Source organism: Shewanella rhizosphaerae (assembly GCF_019457655.1).
Lineage (GTDB): Bacteria > Pseudomonadota > Gammaproteobacteria > Enterobacterales > Shewanellaceae > Shewanella > Shewanella loihica.
Genome location: NZ_CP080420.1, coordinates 3,823,169 through 3,841,021 on the forward strand (window position 1 = coordinate 3,823,169; position 17,853 = coordinate 3,841,021).

Annotated in this window: 16 protein-coding genes; 12 read left to right on the plus strand and 4 right to left on the minus strand. The window is 52.3% G+C overall.

All coding sequences use genetic code 11. The annotated features are described in order from the left end of the window. Positions 1-3: 3 nt before the first annotated feature. Complete coding sequence (locus K0I63_RS16555; protein WP_220081746.1) at positions 4-582, minus strand: cytochrome b/b6 domain-containing protein; 579 nt, start codon at positions 580-582, stop codon at positions 4-6. 375 nt (positions 583-957) lie between these two features. Here K0I63_RS16555 and K0I63_RS16560 point away from each other — a divergent pair, with 375 nt between their 5' ends. From K0I63_RS16560 to K0I63_RS16600, 9 genes are all read left to right on the plus strand, one after another. Next, a complete protein-coding gene (locus K0I63_RS16560; protein ID WP_220081747.1) occupies positions 958-1,227 on the plus strand; it encodes a chaperone NapD in 270 nt (89 codons plus the stop codon). Next, positions 1,224-3,707: a nitrate reductase catalytic subunit NapA gene (gene napA, locus K0I63_RS16565; RefSeq protein WP_220081748.1), complete on the plus strand. Its 2,484-nt coding sequence runs from the start codon at positions 1,224-1,226 to the stop codon at positions 3,705-3,707. The genes K0I63_RS16560 and napA overlap by 4 nt, the downstream gene beginning before the upstream one ends. 58 nt (positions 3,708-3,765) lie before the next feature. Further along, positions 3,766-4,497: a ferredoxin-type protein NapG gene (gene napG / locus K0I63_RS16570; protein WP_160798973.1), complete on the plus strand. Its 732-nt coding sequence runs from the start codon at positions 3,766-3,768 to the stop codon at positions 4,495-4,497. 8 nt (positions 4,498-4,505) lie between these two features. Further along, complete coding sequence (napH, locus tag K0I63_RS16575) at positions 4,506-5,393, plus strand: quinol dehydrogenase ferredoxin subunit NapH (protein WP_258406897.1); 888 nt, start codon at positions 4,506-4,508, stop codon at positions 5,391-5,393. Beyond that, a complete protein-coding gene (locus K0I63_RS16580; protein ID WP_144204387.1) occupies positions 5,390-5,812 on the plus strand; it encodes a nitrate reductase cytochrome c-type subunit in 423 nt (140 codons plus the stop codon). The genes napH and K0I63_RS16580 overlap by 4 nt, the downstream gene beginning before the upstream one ends. A gap of 605 nt (positions 5,813-6,417) precedes the next feature. Beyond that, positions 6,418-6,705: a hypothetical protein gene (locus K0I63_RS16585; protein ID WP_220081750.1), complete on the plus strand. Its 288-nt coding sequence runs from the start codon at positions 6,418-6,420 to the stop codon at positions 6,703-6,705. An 88-nt stretch (positions 6,706-6,793) separates the two neighbouring features. Then, entirely contained in the window at positions 6,794-7,390 is a 597-nt protein-coding gene (locus K0I63_RS16590; protein ID WP_220081751.1) for a glutathione S-transferase family protein, read from the plus strand. Between the two features lie 60 nt (positions 7,391-7,450). Then, a complete protein-coding gene (locus K0I63_RS16595) occupies positions 7,451-7,948 on the plus strand; it encodes a P-loop nucleotide/nucleoside kinase family protein (RefSeq protein ID WP_220081752.1) in 498 nt (165 codons plus the stop codon). A gap of 1,073 nt (positions 7,949-9,021) precedes the next feature. Continuing rightward, on the plus strand, positions 9,022-10,806 hold the full coding sequence (locus K0I63_RS16600) for a hypothetical protein (protein WP_220081753.1): 1,785 nt from the start codon (positions 9,022-9,024) through the stop codon (positions 10,804-10,806). 47 nt (positions 10,807-10,853) lie between these two features. On the opposite strand, the gene K0I63_RS16605 is transcribed toward K0I63_RS16600, so the two are convergent. Further along, positions 10,854-11,807, minus strand: coding sequence for an IS110 family RNA-guided transposase (locus K0I63_RS16605; protein WP_220081754.1), 954 nt, complete (start codon positions 11,805-11,807; stop codon positions 10,854-10,856). 326 nt (positions 11,808-12,133) lie between these two features. Between K0I63_RS16605 and K0I63_RS16610 the strand changes: the two genes are divergently transcribed. After that, positions 12,134-12,697 (plus strand): hypothetical protein, encoded by a 564-nt coding sequence (locus tag K0I63_RS16610; protein ID WP_220081755.1) that lies wholly within the window; start codon positions 12,134-12,136, stop codon positions 12,695-12,697. 587 nt (positions 12,698-13,284) lie between these two features. Here K0I63_RS16610 and K0I63_RS16615 read toward each other — a convergent pair. Next, on the minus strand, positions 13,285-13,701 hold the full coding sequence (locus tag K0I63_RS16615; protein ID WP_220081756.1) for a VOC family protein: 417 nt from the start codon (positions 13,699-13,701) through the stop codon (positions 13,285-13,287). 218 nt (positions 13,702-13,919) lie between these two features. Between K0I63_RS16615 and K0I63_RS16620 the strand changes: the two genes are divergently transcribed. Together K0I63_RS16620 and K0I63_RS16625 are read left to right on the plus strand one after the other, a co-directional pair. After that, positions 13,920-14,180, plus strand: a complete 261-nt coding sequence (locus tag K0I63_RS16620) for a DUF5062 family protein (RefSeq protein ID WP_220081757.1) — start codon at positions 13,920-13,922, stop codon at positions 14,178-14,180. A 149-nt stretch (positions 14,181-14,329) separates the two neighbouring features. Continuing rightward, positions 14,330-16,936 carry a cation-translocating P-type ATPase gene (locus K0I63_RS16625; RefSeq protein WP_220081758.1) on the plus strand — a complete coding sequence of 869 codons (2,607 nt, stop codon included), beginning with the start codon at positions 14,330-14,332 and terminating at the stop codon, positions 16,934-16,936. Here the strand turns inward: K0I63_RS16625 and K0I63_RS16630 are convergent. Beyond that, a complete protein-coding gene (locus K0I63_RS16630; protein ID WP_220081759.1) occupies positions 16,902-17,774 on the minus strand; it encodes a universal stress protein in 873 nt (290 codons plus the stop codon). The genes K0I63_RS16625 and K0I63_RS16630 overlap by 35 nt on opposite strands. Positions 17,775-17,853 lie beyond the last annotated feature (79 nt).

Genomic DNA, 17,853 nt, shown 5'->3' on the forward strand with positions numbered 1-17,853 from the left:
TGACTAAGGCAGCGGCCTGCGCTTCTTGCCGGTCCACATGGCCCGCACCAGATTCTCCCTATGGGCCAGGCTGCCGACGATCACCCCGGCGATATGCACCACAATCAGCGTCAGGCTAAAGTTGGCGAAGAACTCATGCACCTCCTCCAGCGCCCCATCGGGCCAGGTGGCCACAAAGGTGGCGGCCAACGGGCCATGGCCTGTGGTGGCGTAGAGCGCCATGCCGGTCAGCGCCGTCAGCGAGACGCAGGCGATCAACGCCACTATCATCAGGCCGCCGGCGGGATTGTGGCCAAGATAATCTTTCACCCTGCCGGCAAAGAGCTGCTTGAGGTACTCCATCGCCTGAGCCGGAGGCCTGACAAAACTGCTGAATCTGGCATATCGAGTGCCCACCAGCCCCCAGATAATACGTAGCGCCAATATACCTAAGATGATATAGCCGCCGTAGCTGTGCACCAGCATCCATTCATCCTCACCCTCGGTGAGATAGGTCAGGGTAAACAGCAGCACCAAGAACCAATGAAACAGACGAATAAACAGATCCCATACGGGGATCTCCCGCGTATTTTCCTGTGTCATAGCTAGCTCCCTCCCGGGCAAAACCCAAATCACTAAATTAGCGCCAGCCCAACTAAGCTTGGGCTTTCGCCGCAGGAGCAGATATCACCTTTGCCCCTCTTTTGGTTATACGCCCCGATGCCAAATTGAGCAAATTAACGACTGTTAAGGTGTTTGAAAACTTAAATTGTCCAGCCCTAAAAACTGTTTAAATTTCGAACTGAGAGGCAGGTCACACGAAAAACTTTGATCTCGATCTACAAAAGCTCCAGTTACCTCTCAAGAGGTATACCCCTATCAAAAGCAAGGATTAGACTGAATCCTATCCTAATGCGGCCAAGTCCCTAAATATCGCCAATATCCCGGGAAGCAAGGCCGCCACAGAAGGGTTAACCCATGACACAGGAATATCATGTGACCAGCCTGGTGGTACACGCCGCCCCCGGCCAGGTCGCAACAGTTACAGAGGATATCAACGCCCTTGCGGGTGCGGATATTCACGCCGTCACCGACGAGGGTAAGTTCATCATTACTCTGGAGGGGGCCACCCAAGGTGCGATCCTCGATAACGTCGAAGCCATCAACGCCCTTAGCGGGGTGTTATCAAGCAGTCTTGTCTATCACCAAGTTGAACCAATAGAAGAAAAGAGTGAGGAAACACCATGAGCATTAGCCGTCGCGAGTTTCTAAAAGCCAACGCCGCAGTTGCCGCTGCGACCACGGTTGGCGTCACTCTGCCAGTGAAGATCGTTGAAGCCGCTGAGCAGAATGACAACATCAAGTGGGATAAGGCCCCCTGCCGTTTCTGCGGCGTGGGCTGTAGCGTTTTGGTCGGCACCAATAACGGCAAAGTCGTTGCCACCAAGGGCGATCCAGAAAGTCCGGTCAACAAGGGCCTTAACTGTATTAAGGGCTACTTCCTGTCGAAAATCATGTACGGCAAAGACAGGCTAACCACGCCGCTGCTGCGCATGAAGGACGGCCAGTATGACAAAGAGGGTGAGTTTACCCCGGTCAGCTGGGACAAAGCCTTCGACACCATGGCCGAGAAGTGGAAAAACACCCTCAAGACCAAGGGCCCTACCGCCGTCGGCATGTTCGGCTCTGGCCAGTGGACAGTATGGGAAGGCTATGCCGCCTCTAAGCTGCACAAGGCTGGTTTCCTCACCAACAACATAGATCCAAATGCCCGTCACTGTATGGCCTCTGCCGTGGGTGGCTTCATGCGTACCTTCGGTATCGACGAGCCCATGGGCTGTTACGACGACCTGGAAGCCGCCGATCAGTTTGTGCTCTGGGGCGCCAACATGGCCGAGATGCACCCGATCCTATGGGCACGTCTGTCAGACAGCCGCCTCAGCAAGCCAAACAGCCGCGTGCATGTGCTGTCGACCTTCGAGAACCGCAGCTTCGATCTCGCCGACAATCCTATGGTGTTCCGTCCTCAGTCTGATTTGGTGATCCTCAACTTCATCGCCAACTACATCATTCAGCACGGCGCGGTAAACAAAGAGTTCGTCAGCAAGCACACTAAGTTTGCCCTGGGCACCACAGATATCGGCTATGGTCTGCGTCCAGATCATCCGCTGGAGAAGAAGGCCAAGAACCCAGGTAACGGCAAGTCGACCGCCATCAGCTTCGACGAGTACGCCAAGTTCGTCAGCACCTATACCCTGGAATATGCCGCCAAGATGAGTGGCGTCGAGCCTGAAAAACTCGAGACCCTGGCCAAGGCCTACGCCGATCCAAGCGTGAAGATCATGAGCCTGTGGACCATGGGTATCAACCAGCACGTACGTGGTGTGTGGGCCAACAACATGCTCTACAACATCCACCTGCTGACAGGTAAGATAGCCACCCCAGGTAACAGCCCATTCTCGCTGACGGGTCAACCTTCTGCCTGTGGTACCGCCCGTGAAGTGGGTACCTTCGCCCACCGTCTGCCGGCCGACATGGTTGTGGCCAATCCTAAGCACAGAGCCGTCACCGAGAAGCTGTGGCAGCTGCCGGAGGGCACGATTCCGCCTAAGCCAGGCTTCCACGCCGTGCTGCAGAGCCGCATGCTCAAAGATGGCAAGCTCAACTGTTACTGGACCATGTGTACCAACAACATGCAGGCCGGCCCTAACATCAACGATGAGATCTACCCGGGCTTCCGTAACCCAGACAACTTCATCGTGGTCTCGGATCCTTACCCAACGGTTACCGCCATGGCTGCCGACCTGATCCTGCCGACCGCCATGTGGGTCGAGAAGGAAGGTGCCTATGGTAACGCCGAGCGCCGCACCCATATGTGGCACCAGCAGGTGAAGGCACCCGAAGGCGCCAAGTCAGATCTGTGGCAGCTTGTGGAGTTCTCTAAGCGCTTCAAGGTGTCAGAAGTCTGGCCCGCCGAGCTGGTGGCCAAGAAGCCTGAATACGCCGACAAGACGCTCTACGACGTATTGTTTGCCAACGGGGTGATCAACAAGTTCCCCACCTCTGACTGCAAGGGCGACCTGAACGATGAGTCAGAAGCCTTCGGCTTCTACCTGCAGAAGGGTATCTTCGAGGAGTACGCCCAGTTTGGTCGCGGCCATGCCCACGACCTAGCCGACTTCGACACCTATCACGAGACCCGCGGCCTGCGCTGGCCTGTGGTCGAAGGCAAGGAGACGCTGCGCCGCTTCGTCGAAGGTAGCGACCCCTATGTCAAAGCCGGCGAAGGCTATAATTTCTATGGTAAGCCTGACGGTAAGGCGGTGATCTTCGCCCTGCCTTACGAGCCTGCCGCGGAAGAGCCTAACGCAGAATACGATCTCTGGATGTCGACGGGCCGCGTGCTCGAACATTGGCATACAGGGTCTATGACCGCCCGCGTACCCGAGCTGTACCGCGCCTACCCAGATGCACAGATCTTCATGCATCCGGACGACGCCAAGGCCCGTGGTCTTAAGCGTGGTGATGAAGTGGTCGTGGCCTCGCCTCGCGGTGAAGTCAAGACACGTGTTGAAACCAAAGGCCGGAACAAACCGCCACGAGGCGTGGTATTTATGCCATTCTTCGACGCGCGCCAACTGGTCAACAAGTTGTTACTGGACGCCACGGATCCCCTCTCGAAAGAGACGGATTTCAAGAAGTGTCCGGTAAAAGTGATGAAAGCCTAAAGCGGTTCATCGAACCCTTTAATCGCTTGAGTCAAACATCAGATATGAAGAGCTAGATATGAGCCAGGTCAATCGCAATAGCAAAGCCAAGGGGGTCAACCGCCGCCAGTTCTTAGCCACTACGGCTAAGGCGGGCTGCGCCATGGGCCTCTTGGGATTGGGCGTCAGTGGGGTTGCCAAGCAATCCTCGCACCTTGATCCTATGGCGATTCGACCGCCTGGCGCGTTAGATGAGCAAGATTTCTTGTCGGCCTGTGTACGCTGCGGACTCTGCGTACAGGCCTGCCCCTACGACACCCTGAAACTGGCGCGCTGGTTTGAGGGTGCGCCGACGGGCACGCCCTATTTCACGGCGCGCACTGTGCCCTGTGAAATGTGCGAAGATATCCCCTGTGTGAAAGCCTGCCCCTCTGGGTCGCTGGATCACGCCTTGACCAATATCGACGAGGCCAAGATGGGGATAGCGGTACTGATCGACGAGAAAAACTGCCTCAACTTCAAGGGCCTGCGCTGTGACGTTTGTTACCGCGTCTGCCCCTTGATCGACAACGCCATCACGCTCGAGCGGCAGCACAACCAACGCAGCGACCACCACGCCATGTTCCTGCCCACGGTCAACAGCGACACCTGTACCGGCTGTGGCAAGTGTGAACATGCCTGCGTGTTGGAAGAGGCGGCCATCAAGGTTTTGCCTGCCCATATCGCGCTCGGAAAGACGGCAACCCACGATACCTATATCAACACCGAAGAGACCACGCTTGAGATGTTAAACAAGGGGCTCACACTATGAAAAACGGCATGAGTAATACGAAGATGAAGACGCCAGGTGCGGCTCAGACACGTTTCGCTCAGGCGGCGATAGATGAACTGGGCTGGTGGCGCGCCCACAAGTTCCTGTTCCTGCGCCGTGCCAGTCAGCTGAGTGTGCTGCTCACCTTTGCCATCGGCCCCTGGATGGGGCTCTGGGTACTCAAAGGCAATCTCTCTTCCAGCGAGCTACTGGGCACAGTACCCCTGTCGGATCCCCTTGTGACCCTGCAAGTGCTGATGACGGGACACCTACCCGAGACCGCGCTGCTTGTCGGCGCGCTGCTTATAGCCCTCTTCTACCTGCTTGCGGGTGGACGAGTGTTCTGCAGCTGGGTCTGCCCAGTTAACCTGGTCACCGACTGTGCGAGCTGGCTAAGGCGCAAGCTGCGTCTGCCCCGCGCCGCCGAGATGCCTCGAGGCCTGCGCTACTACCTGCTGACCCTGGTGCTGTTACTGCCCCTGGTCACTGGGATAACAGCGTGGGAGTGGGTCAACCCAGTGCCTATCCTCTATCGCGCCCTGCTGTTTGGCGCCGGTAGCGGCCTGTGGATACTGGCAATGATCTTCTTGCTAGATCTCTTCATCAGTGAACGGGCCTGGTGCGGTCACCTGTGTCCCACAGGCGCCCTGTTTGCCCTGCTGGGCAAGGCGAGCCCGGTTAAGGTATCTGCGGTCAATGCCAGTGCATGCGACAACTGCATGGATTGCTTCGAGGTCTGCCCAGAGCGGCAGGTGTTGAAGCCCGCCCTCAAGGGCGACAACCCCATGATAGTCGACAGCGATTGCACCCAGTGCGGCCGATGTATCGATGTTTGCGCCCAACGCGTTTTCCAGTATCAAAATCGAATTGCCCTAAAGGCGGAGAACAACCAATGAAAAAAGTACTCACTTTAGTCGCGCTGATGGCGCTAGGAGCCTGTTCCGGTCAGCAAAGCAAACCTGCGGCCGAACCCGTGAACATCAGTTCACTCGGAAAAGGCGAGATCACCGCGGTTCGCGCGGCCGACGAGATGCCGACCTATCCTAAGAAAGGTCAGGCCATCGAGCGTGGCTTCGTCCACCAGCCACCGCTGATCCCCCACAAGGCGGACTATCAGATCAGCATCAAGAAGAATGGCTGCATGACCTGTCACAGCCCAGAGAAGGCTAAGCGCATGAAGGCGACCGAGATTCACTCGTCGCACATCCTGGCCGACAACAAGCTCAACTATGAGTATTTCAACTGTACTCAGTGCCACGTGCCACAGGCGGAAAACAAGCAGAAGTTGGTTGAGAATAATTTCTCGAATCAATAGGAGTTGAAGTTCGGATCTTGCATACTTGAACATTTGACGCTGCAAACAAAAAACCACCCGATAATGGGTGGTTTTTTATTGCCTGACGGCAATCTTGGCCTAGATAGTTTTTTGCCATTTTACGGTATTGGCATTTGGCCTCGCGCTGAGAGTCGCTGCTTCATGGCAATCTATCACCTGCGGTGGGCTTATGTGCAGATACATCTGCTACACGCCGTGAATACTTCCTTGTAGGCTCGACGATGGCATCCCTGCCATCGACGTCCGCAGATGCATCTACACCTGTATCTAACGTCTCTTCGATTAAACGGTATTGCGGGCGGCGAGGCATCTACATCCAAATCTAACGTCTCTTCGAATCTGTGTCATATGAAGGCAACTTACTAATCAGAAAGACATAAACTCGACTTTGATTACTCACTCGTTATAGATTGAAGCACCTGACAATCGTTATAACGCCTGATCGTTTTTTCTCCAGCGCTCTGATAGAGTATTTCAACATTAGCGGCTTGGTTATTGAAATTCTAGACTGTCGGTTGACGTATTATTCCACTCACATGTGCGATCTATTTCGCCAAGCAAGACAGCAAACTTGGAGAAGTAGCATGGCTTTAACATCCCCAACTCGAAACCTATTTCTTGCAGCCACTTGGTTTATGCTAGGTCTCATTGTCATAGCGATAGCCATTACAGCTTTGACCAAACAAGGCGCCTTTATTGCCCCAGGCACACTTTTGTTTTCGATATTACTATTCATGCAGAGTGCGCAGCGAACAAAACGCTATTCGGTTGAACCAAGAAAATTCAACAAGCGTCTTCAATGGGTTGGCTTGGTAACAGCAATTGTCAGTGGCGTTTCTCTAGTACTGCATCAGGCCAGCACTCAGGTATGATTTAGCCTTCATTCCAATAAATAATTCTTCAGCGTTTATTGCCACTCATAAATCGGGCGCGCAGGCGCGAACAACATAAGGAGTATGTGTGAAAATCTACGGCGATCTGCAGTCTGGTAACTGCTACAAGGTGAAGTTGTTGTGCGCCCTGCTGGGCATTGAACATGAGTGGATTCATGTGGATATTCTTGCGGGCGATACCGGCAATAGCGAGTTTCTGGCCAAGAATCCCAACGGCAAGATCCCGCTGCTCGAACTGGACGATGGCCGCTGCCTATCCGAATCCAACGCCATCTTGAACTACCTCGCCGCCGGCAGCGAACTCCTTCCCCAAGACAGCTATGCCCTCGCCAAGGTGCAACAGTGGCAGTTCTTCGAGCAATACAGCCATGAACCCTATATCGCCGTGGCACGCTTTATCGCCAAGTATCTCGGCTTGCCGGACAATCGCCGCGCCGACTATGAGTCGAAGCAGCAAGGCGGCCTCAAGGCGCTGGCGGTGATGGAAGGACAGCTGCAAGAGACGCCCTATTTAACCGGCGAGCAACTGACCACGGCCGACGTCGCTCTGTATGGCTACACCCATGTGGCCTACGAAGGCGGATTCGACCTTACCCACTACCCAGCGATTCAAGCCTGGCTTATGCGCATCGCCGCGCATCCCAAATATGTGGCTATGGTTTAATGTGACTGTACCTAGTGTGACTGTGGCCGAAACGGATAAGAGACAATAAAGGGACAATAGATGACACATAAGGGAAAACTCTTCTTTTTCTGCGGCAAGATGGGCGCGGGTAAGTCGACCAAGGCGAGGCTCATCGCCGATGAAAACGGGGCGCTGTTATTGTCGGAAGATGAATGGCTGGCAGCCCACTACCCCAATCAGATTGAGTCGTTTGATGACTATATTCACTTCTCAAGCCTCATCAAGCCCTTCATCAGAAACCATGTGGCCCGGCTGATAAACGTCGGCATTAATGTGGTGATGGATTTTCCCGCTAACACCCGCAAGCAGCGGCAATGGTTTCTCTCGCTCTGCAACGAACTAGCTTGCGAGCATCAGCTCGTCTATCTGGATCTCAGCGATCAGCAGTGCTTGGCTCAAATAGACAAGCGGCGCCAGGAGCAACCCGAGCGTGCCCGCTTCGATAACGAAGCCGTGTTCCGTCAGGTGACGCAATATTTTGAGTCGCCAACTGACGATGAAGGTTTGAACATTTTGCTGGTCGCAAAGGAAGACTAGATTTGAAGTAAAAGGGTGGCACCCTTTAATTGCTTTAATCGAATTTGGCTGCATTTTAATTTATTGAAAGTATTTGAGGGTCGTACCTTCATGGCAATCTATCGCCTGCCCGGCGAGGGACTTTGTTTGCACTTTTGCTGTTGTAGCTTCTGGCGCTGTCGTCATTGGTATATGAGTTGAAGGTCGTACCGTCATGGCAACCTATCACCTGCGGTGAGCTTATGTGCAGATACGCCTGTGACACGCTGTGCGCCATCCCTGGCCGCTCTGCGGTTTCATCCCTGAAACCGAAGGTCACCGGCGTATCTACACCCGATATCCAACGTCTCTTCGATTTGGCTTCATTAGTTATCGATAGAATAAACCAAGCATACTTCTAGCACGGCGGTACTGACCTACATTGATGTAGGGAATGCCAAAAAATGTAGGGAACATTTTTGGCCATGCCGCCGAGAGCCAAAAGTGTGCTTACACTCGGTGTCTAACGTCTCTTCGATTTGGCTTTATTTGATGTGAGTAGGAGGGCTAGATGAGTGTTCGGCAGGTTGCCAAACTCTACTCGCTATACTGCGCATCTATACAGGTATAATGGGATTTTGCAAAAAAGCGCCCCTTTCGCTTCCTACTATGTAATCTTGCAATTCTCGCTTTGTTTTTGAAAATTCGTAAACAATTGATTAAATTTAGTAAAAAACTGAGCTTCAGCCATTTAATAGAGAGTGGTTGAGGTGTCGCCCTTTCCTTTAAATAAGCGGGTCTCGTTTTGTTTTGGGGCTGTTCACTTTCTACTTGTGATGTAATGCCATTATTGATATAAATTTCAGATATTTAAAAAAGTTTGCCGCGATTTATATTAGGTGGTAGTGATTTACATAAGCGGCATTCTCGCTAATAAGCGTTAAGCGTTAAGCGTTAAGCGTTAAGCGTTAAGCGTTAAGCGTCTTTAGGTTGGAAGGTTCTAACCTGAAGCCTAAGAAAAACTGAAGTTCTTAAGTTTTTCTATTCAAAATAGTACGAACCCTAAAGACTTCACTTGACTCATTAAATAAATACATAAAAAACAAGGTTTACTCATGGGGTGGTTAGATAAGGCGAAAAAGGCAGCCGAACAAGCAAAGGATAAGGCTTCAGAGCTGTCTGATAAGTCGATCGAAGTAATGTCGGCAGCTAAGGAAAAGTCAGCTGAGGCTATGATTTCCACAAAAACGAAAATTTCTCAAATTGATACAGAAGAGGTCATTGATGATGCTAGGTCGAAAGCTTCTGATGTCACTGAGAAGTCCAAAGAGGCATATGGCGCAACCAAGGATAAGCTGAGTGAAATTGACACAGTTCAGTTGCTCGATAACACCAAAGCAAATATGCGAGATTTGTCAGATAAAGGTATTGCACTAGCGTCTGAAGGTGTCAAGCGATCAAAAGCAGCGATTGATAATATCGATTGGGAGGAAGTAACAGACCTTGAAGGCCAGAAAGCCAACATGGCTGAATACTGGCGCTCAGGTTCAGATAAGGTCAGTCATTGGGCGCGGTCTACCTTTGAAGTAGATAAAAACACCCTACAAATGGTTACCGATCTGCAATCCACTTTGCCGGTACCTGCTTCAACCGTAGACGATATTTTTAAGCAATGTCGTGAGGTGGCAACGCAGAGAGCACTTTCAGCATTTTTTCTATCGAATGTAACCAACACTATCGATGACTCGTCGGCGGAAAAATACACGAACCTATCGGAAGACTATCAAGAATTTGGTGGCCGGATCGGCGAGCATAATATTCGTAGCCATGAAAATTTCAGCAAAATGCAGGAGCAGCGGGCAGAGGCCCGGAATAGTTTTTCAACATTAGAAGATGGATATAACACTGGCAGGACATTAAATCCCCATGATGCTGACATTGAACATGTAATTGCGGCAAAAGAGATCTTCGACTCAAAGCAATTGCGAGCAGGTACTACAGATGATGGCTTAATTGAAGCCATCAATAGTGAAGACAACCTAATCTTTACAAACAGTTCGGTGAATCGTTCAAAAGGATCAGTATCTTTAGGTGATTTCCTACAAAAGTCTGAGCCACATCCAGACAAGCCTGGCTTTAGAACTGTTGAAATTCACGGCGAGGTCCACGAAATCAGTGAGGAAGACTGTCAGGTAGCGTACGACAAGGCACAGGATGCTCTGAATGCTCATAAGACAAATGCAGCTTTAGAGATTGGTGCTACGGCGCTGAAAACTGGCGCGGCAATGGCGATACAGCAAGTGGTAGGTATGATCGTTGTAGAGACAATCGATATCTTCCTTGATGAGGCAAAGTATTTTAGTAAAGAAGTAAAACTATTTGATGACAAAGGACTTGTAGGTAATGTCCAAGAGATGAACGAGCGTCTGACAAAAAGGTTGAATCAACGGTTTGAGGAAAGAAAAATTTGGGCTAAGGCAAAGAGTCTTGGAATCGAAGCCGGTGTTTCTGGTGCCATTAGCGTCATCCCACAGATCCTTATCTCAACACTGACTAGGCTTCCAGCATTTGCACTTGGGATGATTCGAGAAGGTACATTGAGCTGTGTGCGTAGCGCTCGAGTGTTAGCCAGTGATGACCCCAACAAACTACAGTCCATTAGTATTATTATGGCTAGTACTGCCTCAGCTGTTGTTGGACTTTACGTTAGTCGTGTGATCAGCACAGGTATAGCGAGTATTCCTCTGCTCAATAAGTTTAACAACCAGATTACCTCTGTACTTTCTGGCATGCTGATTACAGCTGTTCCTTTGGTGGCAATTTATCTCTTTGACCAAAACAAGAAACGTTTTGTATTTGGAATGGCTAATCTCACTGAACCGGAGCAACTAGAGGCTTAGTGCCGGTATACCGCTTAACAAGTGACTGTGGTGTTTAGTCAATATATTTATCCGTTTTTTGCGCACCACAGCTCCTCGCTTTTAAGCATGGTATTCAAGATCACGATGAGCTTTCGCATGCAGGCGATCAGTGCTACTTTCGGCATTTTGCCAGCCGCTTTGAGATGCTGGTAATAGCGCTTAAAGACAGGATTACACTGTATGGCTGACATCATCGCCATAAACATGACTGTACGTATCCTGTGGCGACCACCACGGATCCTGCGTTTACCCTTGTAAGAACCACTTTCGCGGTTCATGGGAGCGACACCAACTAGGGCGGCAATTTCTTTTCGGTTTAGTTTTCCTAACTCTGGCATTTCACTAAGCAGAGTGTAGGAAAGCACTTTCCCCACCCCAGGAACACTCGTCAATATTTCCGATTTGACGCGCCATTCTTTGACCTGGGCTACGAGCTTATCGAGTTTTTCCGTAAGTTTATCTATTTGCAGGTTAAGTGATTTAAGCAAAGTATTAATTGATTTATGAAGCTCTTTAGGCATGATTTGGAGACGATTTTTTTCCATCGTTGCCATTTCAAGTAGCTGAGTTCGTCTGATTAGTAAGTCTTTGATTATTTGTGACTGTTCATCCGGAAGCTGCTTTATCTCAGGTTTAATGATTGCCGCAAATTGAGCGATGACTGAAGCATCAATTCTGTCTGTTTTCGCCATAACACCGATAGCTTGGGCAAAGCGACGAACTTTGATTGGATTGACGATAACAACGGGTAAATTAGCTTTATCGCAGGCAAAGACAAAGGCATGCTCATAACGACCTGTCGCCTCAGTGACGATACGTTTTACCGGATGCTTCTTAAGTACCTGAATGACTTTCTGGATATGTTCAGGGTCATTTGGGATAGATAAATGTAGGTCGAGTGGATGTAGAACGATATCGAGCTGTGACTTACCGACATCAACGCCGACATTGATTTCAGTTTGGTTTTTATGGTTGTTCATTATAAGCTTACTCTGCCTTGCTATACGGGCTCGAGGCCCCAATGACTGTTCGAGTTATTGCTAGGAGTTATGCAGCGCTACCCACTTGTTACCGGTCTCTCGTAAGAGGAGCCGCCATTCAATCGAGCTACTGCATAAAGACCCTCAACGGCCATTGAGGGTGGGCCTCCAATTTACCCTAAAATGGAACAGGATTAACCATACAAGCGGTTTAAGAGGGACTGCTAAAGTTTGGTTCGCCTCCGCTTCGCTTCACATTATAGCCAAACATTATCAGCCCCTTAACAGGGCGTTAGTTGCCCTTCGGACTATGGAGAAAATTTGAAATGGGACTTCACGTACACAATCTTGGGAACTTACCAAATACTGTTGATGGTCGTGACTATTTTATTTACGTCCTAGATTATGGTTGGAAGGAACCTTTAACTGATACTTTAATCGCCAACTTTACCAATATGGCTAGAAAAGCTTCAGAGTCTCGATCTATGGTAATAGCCGGAATAGAACCAGTTCATTTTGCAAATGAAGTTTTCTCTTGGCACTCCATAAACGGTGAAGATAGTGAGAAATTGCTTCCGGCTGTAATGATTTCAACTCTTACACCTGCATATTTCCACGAGCATAATCACGAAAGAAGAATGGCTAACGAGATTGACGATAAACTGTTACTTATTCCTTTAAAGTCAGTTTGTGAGTCCACTGATGATGTTATTAAACTTATAAATTCCATCTTCAACGATATTAAAAATAAAAAAGAACTTACGGGCTTTGAAGTGGCTAAAACGTTATCTAAAGGCAAAGGTCGGCGGTTTGCTGATGCCTTAATCCTAGAACCAAATATAAGCGGTGTTGGCATTAGTCTGAAAAAGCTGTTTAACTGGGGCAACTAACAAGGCCATCATGGCAATTGGACGCAAAATGCTTGGCTTGCGCTCCTTCGTCGCTGAGTTTAGCCAAGCATTTGTGCGCCCCATATGGCGGCGTTAACACATAAAACATTAATCTGAAGCTCACATATATAACTCTGTAGTTCTAACTCATTTTTGTCCAAAAAGGACTTAGCTTTTAGAAGATGATGACTGCCAAGTGCGGCTCAATCGAAGAGATGAATAACTAGGTGTAAACATGCTTTTGGCCTTCGAAATCAGGGATGATTTCGCAGAGCATCCATGGATGGACTTGCTGCGTGCCAAAAGAATGTTTGCACATAAGGCCTGCTGCCAAGCAATTGATTAACCATGAAGCTATGGTTTAAAGCTCCCATCCAAGTACCTAAGTCAGGTAGATGCAAAAACATCAAAATGAACCAACACTTCATTCAATCTGTCACAAATGTGTAAGCACATAAGGGTCGCTCTTTTGCGTCCCTGCAATCGCGACATTGGTGCATCCATGCACTGCACCTGCTGCCAAGCAATTCAAAACAACTTAGGTTAACGCTACAGGTTATCCCCAACTTGAGAATGAGGAGTCTCAACTACTCCTTAGCTACCCCTTTCGCCAACTTCAACTCCACCACATTCCCCTCGGGATCATTGATATAGAGGGAGCGCCCAAACCCTTGGGCCCCATATCTTTTGGCAAACCCTTGGGTGGTTATACCCTGCTCACTAAGATAATCCAGTAGTGCCTGCTCCTCCATGGCCTCGATGAGCAGACAGACATGGTCGACGTTGCGGCCATCTTGCTGCGGTGGCCCACCACCGAGTCGCCCCAGAGTGCTTTCGCAGGTGACGATATCGATGAGCGCATTGCCCGCCCGCAGCTGGGTCAGCCCCTCCTCGGGAAGTTCGCGCTCGAGCGTGCAGCCGAGCACGCCCCGATAGAAGGCCAGCATGGCGGGCAGATCTGTGGTACGCAATACCAGATGATCTATCCCCAAGATCGCTAACATAGTCCCTCTCCTCTGCTTATCTCCTGTGTTTATCTCCCCATGAGTATAGCCCGCCGCTAATTGTCACTGACAGTCGTGGCTAGCTTGCCTCGGCTAACAGTTGCAGCCAATAGTTGTAGCTAATATTTTTGGCCAAGCGCCCACTCCGGGTAATTGGCGGTAGGCTTAAGCCCAAAATTGGCGTAGCTTGTGATTATCAGGTTCCATGGAGATAGGTGATGAAACACGGTAAGCACGACGCACAGCTGTTAAAACTGGCCCTGGATATTGGCGTAGGCTACGCCAAGAAACGTGGCTTCGCCGATTTCGATAAGGGGATCTCCCCCAAAGACAAGGTAGAGTGCATCTACCGCCTGCTGGTGCAGGACAAGCTGATCCAGCCCCTGGCGACCGACAAGGAGGATGGCCCCAACATGAAGCACAAGCTGATCCTGTGGATCCATCGCCAGCTACCCGAGGATCACCCCCTCAAAGAATGACCCCAAGCCTGAGCATGGCGGGCCATTCAGACCTTTGCTCGCCCTCAAGCCGTTGATCTCTATCAAACCTTAGGCCGATTCCCGGCAGCGAGGGCCGAGATGAGCTATAGATCTAGCATCACCTCAGCCTAAGTGCACAAGGAGTTTTCGTGGCCGGGCCAGGACTATCGAGTCAAGCGGCGGCCGAGCGGCTGGAACAATATGGGCCCAATTGCCTGCCCAAGCCGGCAAGACTCAGCTTCATCCGCCTGTTTATTTTGCAGTTTAAGAGCGCCTTCATCTATGTGCTGCTCGCAGCCTTCATCGCCTGTCTGCTGCTCGGCCAGATCCTCAACGCCATCTTCATCTTCGCCGTGCTCATGCTCAACGCCATCATAGGCACAGTGCAGGAATACTCGGCCCAGCAGGCCGCCGACGCCCTGAGCAAGATGGTGCCCTCCCAGACCAAGGTGATCCGCGATGGCCACCCCAAGATGGTGGACAGCACGAGCCTGGTACCCGGCGACTATATTCTGCTATCCAACGGCGATCGCATCGGCGCCGATATCAAAATCGAAAAGCATAACCAGTTTAAAGTGGACGAGTCGGCTCTCACCGGCGAGTCTGTGGCGGTCAACAAGACAGATCTCGCTTTCGCCGGCACCCTGGTCACCCATGGACGGGCCGAGGGCGAGGTGATCGCCACCGGCGCCCGCACCCTGATAGGTCAAATCGCCGATCTGGTTCGCCAGGGCGGTAGCGCCAAGCCACCGCTGATGCAGCGTATCGAGCGCTTCACCCTGATCATCGCCATAGCCACCTTAATCATCATCGCCCTCATCTTCGGCCTGACATTGCTGCGAGGCGCCGACCTCTCCCAGGTGTTCCTGCTGGGGGTCGCCCTGGCGGTCTCCGCCATTCCCGAGGGACTGCCCGCGGCCATCACGGTCGCCCTGGCCATAGGCATGAAACGCATGTCCCAGGCCAATGTGATCGTCCGCAAGCTGGTGGCGGTGGAGTCTCTCGGCTCCTGCACTTATATCGCCTCGGATAAGACGGGCACCCTGACGGTCAACGAGATGACCATCAGCCAGATCAGCCTGCTGACGGGCGAGCGCTATCATGTGGCGGGCACAGGGCTGACGCCCACGGGCCTGGTGCACAAGCATGGCCATGGGGTGCCAGTATCGACCGCGCGGGATCCCGAGCTGTACCGTCTTGCCCTCACCGGCGTGCTGGCCAACGAGGCTCACCTCAGCTTCGAGGCCGAACAGAACCATGCGGATCAGATGCATGCCGACGGCGACGGGGTAGATCTCGCCTTCCTGGCCCTCGGCTATAAGCTCAATCTCGAGATGGACAAAGCCAAGCAGCCACCACAGGAGCAGCTATTTGCCTACGAGTCGGAGAACCAGTTCAGCGCCAGCATCAACCTGATAGAGGGGCGCTCCGTCATCTCGGTCAAGGGCGCGGTGGAGAAGCTGCTCACCATGTGCCAGCTGGATGCGCAGCAGACTCAGGCTGTGTTGGATGAGACCCACTGGCTAGCGCGCCACGGCTACCGGGTGTTGGCGCTCGCCAGCGGCGAGGTCAGCGACCCACACCATCCACTGGCAGGTTTGGATTTTCTAGGATTAGTGGCCATGAGCGATCCCCTGCGGGAAGATGCCATCGAGGCGGTTGCCCTGTGTCAGCAGGCACAGATCAAGGTGGCGATGATCACCGGCGACCACCCTGTGACCGCCCTGGCGCTGGCACGCCAGCTCAAGCTGGCCAACGACCAGGATGGGGTGATCACCGGCGAGCAGCTCACCCAGGCCCAACAGCAGAGTCTGGCCGAGTTCGACCATCTCATCGCCAGCCACAGGGTATTTGCCCGGGTACAGCCCAGGCAGAAGATGGAGATCACCGAGTCCTTGATCCGCCAGGGAGAATTTGTCGCCATGACGGGTGACGGGGTCAACGACGCCCCGGCGCTGAAGCATGCCCATGTGGGCATCGCCATGGGCCTCAAGGGCACGGATGTGGCCCGCGAGAGCGCCGATCTTGTGCTGACCGACGACCGCTTTAGCTCCATCGTCAAGGGGATCATCGAGGGGCGCATCGTCTACAACAATATACGTAAGGTGATCTACCTGCTGATCAGTACCGGGGCCGCCGAACTGCTGCTGTTTATCTTAAGCGTGTTATTTGCTCAGCCTATCCCGCTGTTTCCGCTGCAAATCCTCTGGCTTAACCTGGTCACCAACGGCGTGCAGGATGTGGCGCTAGCCTTCGAGCCCGGCGAAGGCCACGAGATAGATCAGCCGCCGCGCCGCCCCAGCGAGCCCATCTTCGATCGCCTCATGCTGGAGCGGCTGATCGTCAGCGCTCTGTGGATGGGCATAGTGGCCTTCGCTCTCTTCTCCCTGGTGCTGGCCATGGGCAGCAGCGAGAACGACGCCCGTAACCTCACCCTGATGTTAATGGTGTTGTTTGAAAACGTGCACGCCCTCAACAGCCGCTCGGAGCGTAACTCGCTGCTGCGCATGCCCATGCTGAGCAATCCACTGCTGCTATTTGGCATCATACTGGCTCAGGGCATACACATAGGCGCCAGCTATACCCCTGGATTGAGTCAGGCGCTAGGCATTAGCCCCATAGGGCTGGGACAGTGGTTGATGCTGCTGAGCGCCGCCTCGACGCAGTTATTCATCGATGAATACCATAAGCGTCTCTGGCGTCAGCAGCACAAACCTAAGGTTAGGCAGGCAACAGCTGATCGTCAGCTGGAATGATCAACACATTACTGCGGATGCGGGTCAACATGGCCTCGGCCGTATTGCCTATGACCATGCCCATCAGCCCCTTGCGCTGGCGAGCGCCCATCACCAGATAGGCGGCCTTGAGGCGACAGGAGAGCTCGTAGAGGCAGAGATCGGGATCGCCCGCCAGAAAATGTACATGCTCCTGATGCAGGCCAATCTCGTCCAGCTGAGGCTGATACCTGTGATAGGCGTCCTTCACCAGGGTGCGGGTGTCGATAAGGTCCATGTCTCTTAAGATCTTAGGCACACGAATGATGTAGGCCAGATGCAGCTGGCAATCGAGGGCCTCGGCCAGCTGGCGACCATGCTGAATGACGCACTGGTTGAGTTTCTGCTTGATGGGGTTGTCGCTGCCCAGATCCACCGCCATCAACACGCTGCGGGCACGCTGCAAGGGGTTGTCGCACAGCATCATCAGCGGGATGCGCACATGGCGGATCAGCTGCCAGTCCATCGGCAGATAGTGGGTCTTGTGATGCACCGCCTTAACCATGAGGTCGAACCCATGACGAATGGAGTGATGACAGGCATGTTCGAACAGATCTTTGGTCCACACGCTATGCACGGCCACATCTTCCGCCTTGAGCGCCTTAAGCTTAGCGGCGATCTCCTCGCTGCGCTGATTCATCAGGGCTACCTTGGCCGCCGCACCCAGCCTGGGGTTGTAGTACTCCTTACCCGCAAAGGATTCGTAGCTGTAGGCAAACACCTCAGCCTCCTTCTCCAGTACCCTGGCCAAGGCGATCCCCGTCTCTATGGCATCGGCCTGCTGCTCGGCTTTCTGGGAAATAATAAACACCTTGTCCATGGTTACCTCCTGTCGGCAAGTTTCCATTTGAGCTTAGTCACACTCCATGGGTTACGCCTTGATCTCGGTCATCAAAATG